General features: G+C 64.4%; 14 protein-coding genes. 10 read left to right on the top strand and 4 right to left on the bottom strand.

Annotated features, from left to right (window positions below; genetic code table 11):
• Positions 1 to 21 precede the first annotated feature (21 nt).
• The 5 genes from PMO31116_RS01155 to PMO31116_RS01135 all read left to right on the top strand — a co-directional run bounded on the left by PMO31116_RS01155 (position 22) and on the right by PMO31116_RS01135 (position 4,154).
• Positions 22 to 636: a hypothetical protein gene (locus tag PMO31116_RS01155; RefSeq protein ID WP_150565084.1), complete on the top strand. Its 615-nt coding sequence runs from the start codon at positions 22 to 24 to the stop codon at positions 634 to 636.
• A gap of 16 nt (positions 637 to 652) precedes the next feature.
• Positions 653 to 2,077 (top strand): OmpA family protein, encoded by a 1,425-nt coding sequence (locus PMO31116_RS01150; protein ID WP_150565083.1) that lies wholly within the window; start codon positions 653 to 655, stop codon positions 2,075 to 2,077.
• 173 nt (positions 2,078 to 2,250) lie between these two features.
• Positions 2,251 to 2,919, top strand: coding sequence for a lytic transglycosylase domain-containing protein (locus tag PMO31116_RS24205; RefSeq protein WP_150565082.1), 669 nt, complete (start codon positions 2,251 to 2,253; stop codon positions 2,917 to 2,919).
• Between the two features lie 64 nt (positions 2,920 to 2,983).
• Entirely contained in the window at positions 2,984 to 3,757 is a 774-nt protein-coding gene (locus PMO31116_RS01140; protein WP_150565081.1) for a hypothetical protein, read from the top strand.
• A 16-nt stretch (positions 3,758 to 3,773) separates the two neighbouring features.
• Entirely contained in the window at positions 3,774 to 4,154 is a 381-nt protein-coding gene (locus PMO31116_RS01135) for a hypothetical protein (protein ID WP_150565080.1), read from the top strand.
• A gap of 37 nt (positions 4,155 to 4,191) precedes the next feature.
• Here the strand turns inward: PMO31116_RS01135 and PMO31116_RS24200 are convergent, their stop codons facing one another.
• Both PMO31116_RS24200 and PMO31116_RS01125 read right to left on the bottom strand, forming a co-directional pair.
• Positions 4,192 to 4,938 (bottom strand): prepilin peptidase, encoded by a 747-nt coding sequence (locus tag PMO31116_RS24200; protein WP_281350066.1) that lies wholly within the window; start codon positions 4,936 to 4,938, stop codon positions 4,192 to 4,194.
• 79 nt (positions 4,939 to 5,017) lie between these two features.
• A complete protein-coding gene (locus tag PMO31116_RS01125) occupies positions 5,018 to 5,398 on the bottom strand; it encodes an OsmC family protein (RefSeq protein WP_150565079.1) in 381 nt (126 codons plus the stop codon).
• A 255-nt stretch (positions 5,399 to 5,653) separates the two neighbouring features.
• Between PMO31116_RS01125 and PMO31116_RS01120 the strand changes: the two genes are divergently transcribed.
• A complete protein-coding gene (locus PMO31116_RS01120) occupies positions 5,654 to 6,043 on the top strand; it encodes a hypothetical protein (RefSeq protein WP_023595975.1) in 390 nt (129 codons plus the stop codon).
• A gap of 105 nt (positions 6,044 to 6,148) precedes the next feature.
• Here the strand turns inward: PMO31116_RS01120 and PMO31116_RS01115 are convergent, their stop codons facing one another.
• Positions 6,149 to 7,519: an APC family permease gene (locus tag PMO31116_RS01115; RefSeq protein WP_023595976.1), complete on the bottom strand. Its 1,371-nt coding sequence runs from the start codon at positions 7,517 to 7,519 to the stop codon at positions 6,149 to 6,151.
• Positions 7,520 to 7,668: 149 nt separating this feature from the next.
• A complete protein-coding gene (locus PMO31116_RS01110) occupies positions 7,669 to 8,526 on the bottom strand; it encodes an alpha/beta hydrolase (protein ID WP_150565078.1) in 858 nt (285 codons plus the stop codon).
• 125 nt (positions 8,527 to 8,651) lie between these two features.
• Here PMO31116_RS01110 and PMO31116_RS01105 point away from each other — a divergent pair, with 125 nt between their 5' ends.
• From PMO31116_RS01105 to PMO31116_RS01090, 4 genes are all read left to right on the top strand, one after another.
• Positions 8,652 to 9,434 carry an AraC family transcriptional regulator gene (locus PMO31116_RS01105; RefSeq protein WP_150565077.1) on the top strand — a complete coding sequence of 261 codons (783 nt, stop codon included), beginning with the start codon at positions 8,652 to 8,654 and terminating at the stop codon, positions 9,432 to 9,434.
• A 107-nt stretch (positions 9,435 to 9,541) separates the two neighbouring features.
• Positions 9,542 to 10,006 (top strand): RidA family protein, encoded by a 465-nt coding sequence (locus PMO31116_RS01100; protein ID WP_150565076.1) that lies wholly within the window; start codon positions 9,542 to 9,544, stop codon positions 10,004 to 10,006.
• Entirely contained in the window at positions 10,003 to 11,397 is a 1,395-nt protein-coding gene (locus PMO31116_RS01095; protein WP_150565075.1) for an adenylosuccinate synthetase, read from the top strand. The genes PMO31116_RS01100 and PMO31116_RS01095 overlap by 4 nt, the downstream gene beginning before the upstream one ends.
• On the top strand, positions 11,387 to 12,007 hold the full coding sequence (locus PMO31116_RS01090) for a pyridoxamine 5'-phosphate oxidase family protein (protein WP_174970711.1): 621 nt from the start codon (positions 11,387 to 11,389) through the stop codon (positions 12,005 to 12,007). Before PMO31116_RS01095 ends, PMO31116_RS01090 begins: the two co-directional genes overlap by 11 nt.
• Positions 12,008 to 12,052 lie beyond the last annotated feature (45 nt).

The following is a 12,052-nucleotide window of genomic DNA, read 5'->3' as shown; positions in this document are numbered from 1 at the left end:
ATGCGGCTGCGTGAAAGATTCGTGAAACATGCCGTCGTCATGCTGGTCGCCGTGTACGGCACCGCGGTGACGACGCCCGCCGACGCGGCGTCGGTCGTGTCGACGCGCAAGGAAGGCGGTGTGGAGATCATTTCCTCCCGAAGTGTGCCGACGCTTGCGCCTACGCCCGTCATGCCCGCGTCATCCGCTGCGGCGTCGGCATCGTCGGACCTGGCGACACCCGCACTCGTGCAGATGGGGCCTTCGACGACCCTGGGGAGTTCGCCGGGCACGGTCGTGACGGTCGAGCCCGACGCGGCGATGCCCGAAGGGCGGGAGGCGTTGAAGGGCCTGGGGGCAGCGAAGCCGTCGGGCCCGAAGACGCGTATCGACGAGACCTCGATTCGCGGCGATCACCGGCTGCGCGCCAATTTGCTTACGCGCAACGGCACGCCCAACGAAGAAGCGGACAACGAAGCGCACCGGCTGGTGCGCGAGCATCGCGCGAAGGTCGAGGCCGACCTCAAAGCGACGCTCATTGCGTATGACGAAGGCAAGCGCAATGGCGCCAGCCGTGAGAAGTTGAACAAGTTACAGGAACGTATTCGCGCGGATCTGGATCTCGTGTCCACGTTGTCCCGCGCGGAACAAAATTAGGAGCCAGTCTGCAGTGATGCATTCGAATTCCCGCCCGGCGCGCAAAGCGCTGGCATGCACGATCCTCGCGCTGGGATGCGCGCTCGCCCTCGCCGGTTGCCACAAGAAGGCGCCCGAGAAAAGCTCGGAGCCGTCGCTCGATTCGAACGCCGCGTCGGCGCCCAGCTCGTCGCAATCCGTCGCGTCGAGCCCGTCGAGCGCGCTGGGAGCCACGCCTGTCGCAGCGTCGCCGGCCACGCGGGAGGCCGGCGACGTCAACGTCGCATCGCTTCCTCAGGGCGCCTTTGCGCTGAACCAGAAAAGCGACGACGACGCCTGGTTCCGTCTGCTCAACGACGTCCCCGATTCGACAGGTATTCAGGACAGCCGGAATCCGTACACCATCTCGATCGCGCTGCCGGGTAACGCCACCATTCACGCCTTTCGCTTCGTGGCGAGCAACCAGGTCAAGGTCACACCGAACCACCTGAAGGTCGAGACGTCGGGAGCATCGGCCGACGGACCGTGGACCGTTGCCTACGACCAGGATGTGCCGGGCGCCGCCGATATCGCGCCGGGCAAGGTCATCGAAGCGGAAATGGCGGCGCCCGTCACGGCTCGCTGGCTTCGCCTGACGTTGTCGTCGCCACCGGGGGCGGCGCCCTACGGCATCGGCCTCACGCAGTTCGCCGCACTCGGCAAGTTCGACAATGCAGAGGCTCCGGTGCGCAACGTAGCCGGGCTATACCACTTTCCGCTGAACTTCGGCTCCGACGGGTACGTGTTGCTCAAGCAGCAAGGTGCCGGCATCGACGGCTGCTATTTCGAAGCGGCGCGCGGCGGCGGCAACGGCGTGCGTATCGGCAAGCTGCTCGGCACGATCTCCGGTGGCATCGAGCACGGCGGCGTGCTGCGCTTCACCCGTACCGAAGCGGGCAGCAATGCGGTCACCCCGGGCCTGATGACGTTCGAGCCCAATGGCAAGCACGTCTATACGGCGCTCATGCTGGGCGACACGCGGGACTTCGATCACGTCAAGGAAGTCGGCGGCAATCGCATCGGCGACAGTGCGCTGGAGTGTAAGGTCGGCAATGCGTCGCCTGCCGAAGCGCAGCTCGAGAAAACGGGCAAGCTGGCGCTCTACGGGGTGAATTTCGATCTCGACAAGGCGACCCTGCGTGCCGATGCGAAGCCGGTGCTCGATAACGTGGCCGGTATTCTCAAGGCACACCCGGACTGGAAAATCGAGATCGGCGGCCATACCGATTCGACCGGCACATCGGGTCACAATCAGACGCTCTCGACGGAACGTGCCGAAGCCGTGCAGCAATACCTGACGGCGGCGGGGGTGAAGGCGGACGGATTGAGTGCGAAGGGATACGGCGACACGCGCCCGATGGCGCCGAACAGCAGTGAGCTCGGCCGCTCCCAGAACCGTCGCGTGGAACTCGTGCGGCAATGAGGCGAGGCACCGCTCGGCGTTGGCGCGAGGGTCTGCGCATGGCGGGTGTAGCCTGGCTGCTCTCGCTCCCGGCATTGGCAACGGCAGGGGGTGTCGTATATATTGTCGGCGGTTCGGGCGCTGGCGCGGGGGCGCCGGCCCGGAACACGGCGACGGCGTTATCGCCGAGCGGCATGACCGGAGCGACTCCGCTGGCGGGAAAAGCGCGCGGCGTGCTGTTGAGCGGTGCGGCATTGCGAGCCGGATCTCCCGTTTCGAACGGCATCTTCGTTGCACCGGCGTCCGCGCGCAACGCCTGCGAGGGTTGCGATTACCGAGCGTTTTCCGCATTGATTGGTGCAGCCGCCAGCGCAACGCGCATCGATCCCGCGCTGGTCGCCGCGGTAATCGACGTGGAATCCGGCTTCGATCGCTCCGCGCGCTCGCATGCGGGGGCCGGCGGGTTGATGCAATTGATGCCCGGCACCGCAACGAGCCTCGGCGTGACGGATGTCACGGACCCGATGCAAAACGTGGTGGGCGGCACGCGGTATCTCGCCCAGTTACTCGACCGTTTCGGCGGCAACGTGCCCTTTGCATTGGCGGCGTACAACGCGGGGCAGGGGGCGGTGCTCCGTCATGGCGGCATTCCGCCTTACGCCGAAACTCAGGCGTATGTCCCGAAGGTGCTGGCGCGCTATCAGCATTACACCCGTTTGAACGCGGAAGGTGGCACGGAGACGCTCCGTGCACAGAACCCGATGAGAGCGCCGACGAGAGCGCTCCGTAAATTCCAACCAGATGACGGATCCGCTTTCCGGGGTGAACGAGCGCACGCGCAATTGATCGATTACCGCCGCTGACGCAATGCGCCGGCGGCGTCATGAAAATTGCCGTGCATGCCCACCATTTTGGAGAACGTTCGACATGAGTTCGACAACCCGTCTTCGACGCAAGGCGCTACTGGCCGCCTGTCTCGGCACGCTCGCATCCGCCGCCTGGGCAGGCGCATGCGATGCCCCATGGATGCATGAGGGCGGCGGTTTCACGCTCAGTGCGCAACCCGGCGCGCGCACCACGCGCTTCACGCTCACCCAATTCAAGAAGGATAACGGCGACCGATGCAGCGGCAAGCTCACGGCGCGCACGTCGATGAACGTGGGCGGGCGCAACTTCAACAGCGAAAGCGCGGTCGATCTGAGCATCGACCACGGCAAGTTCCAGGCTCGCGGCACGACGGGCAGCAAGCTCCCGGGCGACAAGCACGGCAAGGGGGTGGACTCGCTGGCCGGATCGACATCCGTCGAAGGCAGCGGGCTGATGAGCTACATCGGCCAGGTCTCCGCGCCCGGCCAGCGCCTGCCGGCAATGAAAATGACGCACAACATCAACGCGCAGATGGCTGCCATGGGCGCCAACATGGGTCAGGTGCGCATACCGCAAATGACCACGCAGACGTCGGAACGCTCGGTAGGCGCCTCCGAAACGCTTCAGACGGCGGGCGGGCGCCTGTCGTGCTGGCCGATCAGCTATGAGCGGTCGACCGACACCGGCAGCGTTCAAATGCCCGGCATGACGCGTCAGGGTAACACCAGGACACATATCGTCGACCATTTCTGTCCCGCGACGGGACTGGTGATGCGTCAGGACATCGAGCAGGGCGGGGAGCGCTCGTCGCTGGTCGTCACCGATATTCACTAACTTACGACGGAGTTTCATGACGATGATGCAAAAGACGACCGCACGCGCATGGATTTCAGCGGCCGCCTGTGCCCTGGCACTGGCGGGGAACGCGGCGCACGCGCAAACGGCGGAACAGACGAAAAAGCTGGTCGCGACGGGCGTGCAATTCGCGGCGAGCGACGCGCACGTTTCGATGGCGCTTTGCGGCGCCGATGCCAAACGCGTCGAGGAAATGAAGGCAAAAGCCAAGCGCGAATTCGCGGACGACCCGAATTTCGAGGCCGACTGGGCGCGCGGCTGGCAAGCGGCTCAGCGCACTATCACGGGGGCCAACGAAGTCAAGGCCAAAAACCCGTCGGAGTACGCCAGTACGCGCGAGGACATCTGCCGCGACGCGATGGCCCCCAAGTCTTGAGACGGCTGCCGGCGCGGGCGCGCATCGCGAGCGCGCGTCAGACGACGGGCCGCGCCAGCGGCCCGACAAGCAGTGAGACGACGCCGGCGATGGCAAGAAATGGACCGAAGGGGAAGGGATTCTCCCGGTCCATTTTTTTGAGCGCGATCAGCGCGAGGGTCGTAACTGCCGCGACGACCGACGAAACCAGGATCATCTCCAGCAGATGGCCGGTACCAAGCCAGGCGCCCAGCGCCGCGAGCAGCTTGAAGTCGCCGAATCCCATGCCTTCCTTTCGCGCCAACAGGCGAAACCCCCAGTACAGGACCCAGAGCACGCTGTAGCCCGCTGCCGCGCCGAGCACGGCCGATGCGAGCGGAGCGAACGTGCCTTGCACGTTGACGAGCAGGCCGGCCCAAAGCAATGGCAATGTCAACACGTCGGGGAGCAATTGGTGCTCCAGATCGATCACGGCAAGTGCCACGAGCAGGACACATAATCCCGCCGCCGCAGCCCCCTTGAAGTTGATACCGAATACCGCCAACGACGCGCCAATCAGAGCGATGCACATCACGATCACCCACCAGAACCTCGCGGTACCCAGCGAGGCGCGCAGCGTGATCGGCGGTGCCGGAGCGAGCGCCGGTGTCTGCGCCGACGCGTCTCCGAAGGCGCCGAGGTAGTCCTGAACGTCCGCGTGAAGGCGTCGCTCGACTGCCCAGGGAACGTGACGAATGAGCGCGTCGGCGGCAAGGCCGGCCACCAGGCCGGTCGGAATGGCGATGAAGGGGATCGAAAATTCCACGCGAGCGTGTCTGCGATTGAGTCAATGGGGGAGGCGCACACCTGGCATCGAGATCCGGGCGGGGCGCAATGTGCCGTGTTCAAGCCAAATGCGTATCGATTGGAATACCGGACTTCAGCGTGAGCGTCACGGGCGTGCGCTCTGCAATCTCGGCCAGGCGTGTCTTGCCGGCGTCGTCCAGCCCTTCGATCGTCAGTTTACGCTCGATTCGGCGTTCGTCGCCGCCGACGATGCGTAACGACACGTCAAGCGACGTCAACGGCCAGCCTTTACGCTGCGCATACATCTTGAGCGTGATCGCGGTGCAGGCGCCGAGGCTGGCGAGCAGCAGGTCGTACGGTGCAGGGCCGACTCCCTGGCCACCGAGTGCCGGTGGCTCGTCGGCCGTCAGGGAATGACCACCGACGACGATGTCGGTGCGGTATGGCGTCGATCCGATGTGGGCAGTGCCGTGCGTCATGGAGTAAGTTTCCTTGGGCGGAGAGGGCGGGAGAACCTGAGAACCTATCCGCCATTGTAAGAGCCGCCGCACGAATCGTCGCTGAAGTAACAATCTGAAATCTCTCTCCCCCAGCCCGTTACGGATCGTTACCCGATTTCCCTGGCTTCGCGGGAGCCGATTTTCTATAGTTTCGACAGCGGCAGCCGGCCTTTCCCGGCGCAGCCGTGCGGCCCCGGAGGGGCATACGATTCCCCACTTGCAGGAAGGTGTTCCATGGATGTTCAGCAACTTGTTTCCGAATTTCTGGCCTCGGAGCATGGCGATCAGGCGACCCAGGCGCTTGCGGCCCAGGGCATTAGCGGCGATGACGCCCAGCAGATGTTGAGCGAGGCGACGCAAGCCGCTCACGCCAATGCGGAAGAGCAGGGGGCGGGCCTGATGGGCGAGCATGCCGGAAAGAGCTTCTTCGCTGCGTTCGCCGCCGGTCTCGTGCGTGGCGACGGCTTCCTCAAGTCGCTGGGGGAAGGCGGCGAAGGCGTGTTGACGGGCCGCGTTGCCGAGTCGCTCGCCGCCCGCATGGGGATCGACCCGGCGACGGCGTCCACGGTCGCCGCAGCGGCCACCCCCTATATCGTGTCGTTCCTCAAGGAGAAGTTCGCCTGAGCTGAACGTCGGCGAGCGCTCCCGGCGTCATCCGGGAGCGTGCTGCAAAAAGGGCTGCCATATGTCGCCATATGCAGCCCTTTTTGCCCCCCCCCCGGGTTGCGCTCAGCCCGGCGACGCGCGCCAGATCTGTTTGCGGTTGGCCAGCAGCGGAATGACCCCGATGGCGATGCCGCCCATGCCCACGACATTGGTCACCCAGTCGAAGGTCGGAATACTGTAGAGCGCAATAAAGAAAAGGAACAGGCCGCTGGCCACCGGCCAGATCACGTGGGTCACGGCTGTCCACGGCCCCTTCGTGATCGACTTGCGGTAGTACCACCCGCAGGCAAGCCCGGTCAGCCCCAGGTAGAAACAGATCTGGAAGCCAATGGCGGTGATCGAATCCTGCAGGATCACGTTGATCGTCGGCAGGTACGAGGACATCAGCAACAGCGCCATGCCCGCGACCCAGATGAAGAAGATGGCGATGTGGGGGGTTTGCCAGCGCGCGTGCAGGCGCGCATAGCGGTGGTGGAGCGCGCCGTCGCGGCTCTTGGCGAACAGCGTGCGCGTGAACTGCAGGACCTGCGTCTCGACCGTGCCCACGGTGCTCAGCAGGACCGCGACGATGGCCACATAGCCCCACGTCTGACCAAAGAGCTTTTCCGAAATGGCGAAGATGATATTGGTGTTGTAATGCTGGATCTCGGCGTCGGACAGGCCAAGCAGCGTGATGACGATGAAGACGAGGAAAAACACCATGAGGAAAACCATCGACCAGAAGGCCGCGCGCCCGGGGGTGCGGTTCGAGTCCCGCGTCTCCTCGCTGAGGTTCATCGTCACGTCCCAGCCGTAGAAGAAGAAAATCGCCACCAGCGCGCCGTTGGCGAACTGTGCGGGCGTGAACGCCAACGGCGAGAACCAGTGCAGTTCGAACGGATGCTGGGGGGCGTGCGGGAAGACCAGGAAGCTCGCCACGATAATCGCCAGCAGGATCACGCCTTCGACGATCGTCATGAGCACCTGCACATAGCTGGTGAGCTTGATTCCCTTGACTACCACGGCACTCACGACGGTGAGCCACGCGGCGGCGATCAGCGTCACGTAATGGACGTTGTTCATCATCGGCCGGTCGAAGATGAGCAGCGTGGCGTTGGCCGCCGGAATCATCGCGGACACCATGAATACGCAGCAAAGCACCAGCAACGCCCAGCCGGCAAAGAAGCCGAGTGTGCGGCCGAATACCATGCTGACCCATGAGTAGGAGGTACCGGCACTCGCCACGGCGCGGTTCATATTGATGAACGCGAAGGCGATACCGAACATGATGAGCCCGCACACCAGAATACTGGCGGCAGAGAGCGTGCCGGACGTGCCGATGATGGTCGACGTCGTGATCTCGATGCTGTAGGCCGGCGCCGTGCCGGCAATGCCCATGATCACTGACTCCACGAGGCCCAGCGAATTGGCGTTGAGCTTGACGGGCTGATCCATGGGGGGGCGACTCGCGGTAGTTGACGATGGCTCCTTTTACTCTCACCTGAACCCGCACGCAAGTAGGGACTTGCCAGACTGTCGACGCTTTCCCCACGCAGCCCCCGTTGAACGGCGCGGGGCGCACGCCGGCGTGCGGGCGAGGCGGGTTAGCGCCCCCGGATCATCGCGAGAATCGCCGTCGAAAGATCGCTGCCGGATTCTCCGACACGGTCGACGGCGTCGAAATGGTGGCCGTCACGCTGGCGCACCACCTTGACGTCGAGCCCATGATCGTCGAGCCGCGTCTGGAATTGCGCCTGAAGCCGGTGAAATTCGTCGGATTCGTCGCCACCCACACTGAGAATATACGGCAGCGGCACGGGGGGGAGATGATGGATGGGACTGAAGTCCGCCACTTCGGACGGATCGAGCCGAACCGCCTGGTTCAGGTAGCACAGGCGGATCGGCTCAAGGTCGTAGAGCCCGCTGATGGCGCACGCCCCCTTGATCAGGTTCGCGGGCAAGTCGTAGCCCGTCCAGTCGGTGCCGGCCAGCGCCGCGGTGAGATGCCCGCCAGCGGAACTGCCGCACACGTACAGCGCATCGCGGTCGATGCCGAGCTCTGCCCCGTTGCGATACAGATGCAGTAGCGCCTGACGATTGTCCTCGACGATGTCGCCCATGCGCACTTCCGGTGCCAGACGATAGTTCACCACGGCGAAGTTGATGTCGTTCGCCTGATACAGGCCCGCGAGCGCGCTGAAATCAGACTTGTCGAGCGACTGCCAGTATCCGCCGTGAATGAACACCAGCGTTGGCCGGCCGGCGTGCTGCGCGGGGAACAGGTCATAGGTTTGCTTCGCGTGGTCGCCATAGGCGACATCTTCCCTGAACGTCGTGGCGCGGCGGAAGGCTTCCCCCGTGCGGGCCCAACGCGAAAATATCTCGAGATGATCAGGAATCCCTGCGCGCACGTTGTACTGACGATCGAGCGCCTCTTGATCAAACGAACGGTAAACCGGCATGCTAGCCTCACTCATCGAAATGGAAGTCGAATTCGCGCCGCGGAGTGGCGACGCAATGTCCGAATCTAAGAGAGGTGCGCCCCAACCGCGCGCGAACAAGTGTCAAATGATGCCGAGGTTACGCCATGTTTGGAAAGAGTGAGAACCGGGACGACTATCAGCGAATTTCACGACCGGTGGGCGGCATGGCACGCGACTTGCCCGATCGTTTCTTCATCGACGATCACGAGCATGTGCGCGGACAATTGATCTACGCAAGCTCAGGCTCCATTGTGGTCACCACGTCCAAGGGGACATGGGTCGTGCCGCCGCTGCGTGCCGTTTGGGTGCCGCCCGGCGTGCGCCATTGCATGCAGGCGGTCGGCGCCATCGAGATGCGCACACTGTACTTCGACCCGGCACACTCGCCGCTCGCGACGCAAGACTGCTGTGTCGTGTCGGTATCTGCGTTGCTGCGCGAGCTCATCGCGGCGGTCACACGCATGCCGCTCGATTACGCGCTGACGGGCCGGGATGCCGCCGTCGTGGATCTGCTGTTTCACGAGATCCGGCCAGTGGGCGTCGAGCCGTTGCATCTGCCGATGCCTTCGGACGAGCGTATTGCTCGCATCTGCCGGTGGATCCTCGCCAATCCTGCGGAAGAGACCTCCGTGGCGGCGTGGAGCAAAGTTGTCGGTGCGAGCGAGCGGACCATCATCCGCCTGTTTCCCGAGCAGACCGGGATGACGTTCACACGCTGGCGGCAACAGGCCCGGCTGCTCGAGGCGGTGCAGATGCTCAGCGCCAATCGCCCGGTCACCGACATTGCTTCGTCGCTGGGCTATGACAGCACCAGCGCTTTCAGCGCCATGTTCCGAAAGGCGCTTGGCTGCACGCCGACGGAATTCTTCCGCATCGACGCCGCCTGACGCCAATCGGCGTCGGCGCGACAAACGTCGGCGTTGGCGCGACATTTTCCGTAGACCGGATCGCCCAGAATGAATGGTCGCCGTTGCGGCGCCATTCAGGAGATTCCATGAACGTCTACGAACGCATCAACGCCGCCGGGCTCGAGCTGCCCAACCTCACGCTCGCGCCGGCCCCTTTCAAACCTTTCAAGCTGCACGGCGACACGCTGATCGTCTCGGGACAACTGCCGGTGCGCGACGGTGCGCCGGTCTGCGTTGGCAAAGTGCCGTCGGACGTCAGCGTCGACGACGCGCGACTCGCCGCGCGCCTGTGCGTCATGAACGTGCTGGGCTGGGCCCACGTTGCAACAGACGGCCGGCTCGAGCGCGTCGCAGGCGTGCTGCGGGTGGGGGGCTTCGTCGCGACCTCGGAAGGCTTTGCCGACGCCCCGTCGGTCATCAATGCCGCATCGGATCTGCTGACGCACATTTTTGGGCACGCGGGCGAGCACGCGCGCATTGCCATCGGGGTGGCCAGCCTGCCGCTGAATGCGCCCGTCGAAGTCGAAGCGACCTTCGCGCTGGCGTCATGAAGACACGCACGGGGTTTGCCGACGTGCTGGTCGGCATGCAGTACGGCGACGAAGGAAAGGCCAAGATCGTCGACCGGATCGCCGGCGACTATGACATCGTGGCGCGCTTCAACGGTGGCGCGAACGCGGGACATACGGTGCAAACGCCGCAAGGACAGGCACGGCTCGCGCAGATCCCCTCCGGCGTGTTTCATCCGGGCCTCTCGCTCTATATCGGCTCCGGATGCGTCGTGAACCTGACAAAACTGGCCGATGAAATCGCATCGCTCCGGGACGCGGGGGCACGCATCGACGGGCGGCTTTACGTCAATGAACGCTGTGCGGTCATCCAGCCGATGCACCTCGACTTCGACGCCAGACACGGTGCTGGCATCGGAACGACGGGCAACGGCATTGGCCCGTGCTATGCCGACCTGGCACTGCGATGGCACCGCGGGATGCGCTCGGTCGTGCAGGTCCGCGATCTCGTGGCCGATGACGCCGGCGCCTTCGAGCAGATGCTTCGATACGCGGCGCAGTTCGACGACGCACCGGCCGCACGCGCCGCCACGGCAGACAGGGTCGCGCGCATGCGCGCCGCCTGGCGAACCCTTCGGGAGACGATTGTCGTGACCGATGCGCTCTGGCTGACGCACCGGGTCAAAGCCGGGGCGCGCGTGTTATTCGAAGGGGCGCAGTCGGTCATGCTCGATGTCGCAGGAGGTGAGCAGCCCTACGTCACATCGAGCCATACGGCGCCAGCGTTCGCATTCGTGGGGGGCGACCTGTCCAACCGTTATCACCGCAAGACGATCGGCGTGGCAAAAGCGATCGTCTCGCGCGTGGGCGAGGGGCCGTTTCCCACCGAATTCGGCGGCGAGCGCTCCGCCCGGTACTGCGCGGACGCAGCGCTACGCGGCACGGGCTGGCGCGAGGAGCGCGACCGCTTCGACGCGGCGTCGATGCTCGCATCGGAAGACGACTTCGACATGGGAATCGCGCTGCGCATGCTGACCGGCGAATACGGCACGGGCAGCGGACGGCCGCGGCGTCTGGGGTACCTCGACCTTGCGGCGCTCGCGAGCGCGGTTGAGCGCCATGCGGTGGACGAGCTCTATCTGAACAAATGCGATTGTCTTTCGTGGTTTGCGAAGACGCATGCGGGAGAGATACCAGTCCTGGGCATCGCCCTATCCGAGGGCGGCCGAAGTGTCCCCGCGATTCGCCGTTTCACGGCGTTCGAAGCATTGCCGCGAAACGTCCACCGCCCGGAAGATCTGCCGGGCGCACTCCAGGCACTGCTGCAAGCCGTGGAACAAGCCACGTCATGCCGCATTGCCGGGATCGGCCTGGGTCCAGGCCGCAACCAATTGCTCACCCTTTCAGAAGGAGACGGCGCTCATGACGCCTGACTATCTCGATCCCGAAATGCGCCGCACCGATCTGGCGTGGACCGACTGGCCCGCCATCGAAGCGTTCCTGCGCGACGAACTGATCTGCCGGGTGGCAGTCAACGACTCACCGCATCCCTATGTCGTTCCGCAGAGCTTCACGTTTGCCGGCGATGCCTTCCTGATTCACTGCTCGCGCTTCGGAAAATTCGCAAAATTGCTCGCCGAAAATCCCCACGTCACCCTGGTGGTCGACCGCCCGGTCGCGTTGCTCAAGGCGCCAAAAGGGCAGAACACGAGCCTGGAGTATTACAGCGTCATTGCGCGATGCAAGGCGGTCATGCGCGAGCAAACGCAAGACGTCATTTCGCATCAGAATGCCGCGCTCGAAAAATTCCGGCCGGAGAAGGATTACACGCCGATCGAGTCCGGTGCGGCGAATCAGATCGTGGCCATCCGCTGCGAAATCGAACGGCTGAGCGCCAAGAAGCGCATCCTCGCCGACGGCCAGTATTCGCCGCCGGGACAGCCTCGGGCGCCGTACATGCGCTTTCCCTTCGAGCGCGGCGCGTCACTGTCCGGCCTCGCAGACGACGCGTTTGATCCGGACCGATTTCGTCCCGCGAAGTAGCCGCATGCGAGCGCTCCGATGAATCGGTCCGCAGGGGCTCCGCAT

It is taken from the genome of Pandoraea morbifera (assembly GCF_902459575.1).
GTDB lineage: Bacteria > Pseudomonadota > Gammaproteobacteria > Burkholderiales > Burkholderiaceae > Pandoraea > Pandoraea morbifera.
Note: the sequence above shows the minus strand (reverse complement) of the source record. Positions and strands in the feature narration are given on the sequence as shown.

What these genes read in the sequence shown, in the direction of transcription:
- PMO31116_RS01110 (WP_150565078.1), bottom strand. Translation starts at nt 8,526, where the DNA reads ATGCCGGTTTACCGTTCGTTTGATCAAGAGGCGCTCGATCGTCAGTAC.
- PMO31116_RS01090 (WP_174970711.1), top strand. Translation starts at nt 11,387, where the DNA reads ATGACGCCTGACTATCTCGATCCCGAAATGCGCCGCACCGATCTGGCG.
- PMO31116_RS01100 (WP_150565076.1), top strand. Translation starts at nt 9,542, where the DNA reads ATGAACGTCTACGAACGCATCAACGCCGCCGGGCTCGAGCTGCCCAAC.
- PMO31116_RS01135 (WP_150565080.1), top strand. Translation starts at nt 3,774, where the DNA reads ATGACGATGATGCAAAAGACGACCGCACGCGCATGGATTTCAGCGGCC.
- PMO31116_RS01115 (WP_023595976.1), bottom strand. Translation starts at nt 7,519, where the DNA reads ATGGATCAGCCCGTCAAGCTCAACGCCAATTCGCTGGGCCTCGTGGAG.
- PMO31116_RS01150 (WP_150565083.1), top strand. Translation starts at nt 653, where the DNA reads ATGCATTCGAATTCCCGCCCGGCGCGCAAAGCGCTGGCATGCACGATC.
- PMO31116_RS01120 (WP_023595975.1), top strand. Translation starts at nt 5,654, where the DNA reads ATGGATGTTCAGCAACTTGTTTCCGAATTTCTGGCCTCGGAGCATGGC.
- PMO31116_RS01125 (WP_150565079.1), bottom strand. Translation starts at nt 5,398, where the DNA reads ATGACGCACGGCACTGCCCACATCGGATCGACGCCATACCGCACCGAC.
- PMO31116_RS24205 (WP_150565082.1), top strand. Translation starts at nt 2,251, where the DNA reads ATGACCGGAGCGACTCCGCTGGCGGGAAAAGCGCGCGGCGTGCTGTTG.
- PMO31116_RS01105 (WP_150565077.1), top strand. Translation starts at nt 8,652, where the DNA reads ATGTTTGGAAAGAGTGAGAACCGGGACGACTATCAGCGAATTTCACGA.
- PMO31116_RS01095 (WP_150565075.1), top strand. Translation starts at nt 10,003, where the DNA reads ATGAAGACACGCACGGGGTTTGCCGACGTGCTGGTCGGCATGCAGTAC.
- PMO31116_RS01140 (WP_150565081.1), top strand. Translation starts at nt 2,984, where the DNA reads ATGAGTTCGACAACCCGTCTTCGACGCAAGGCGCTACTGGCCGCCTGT.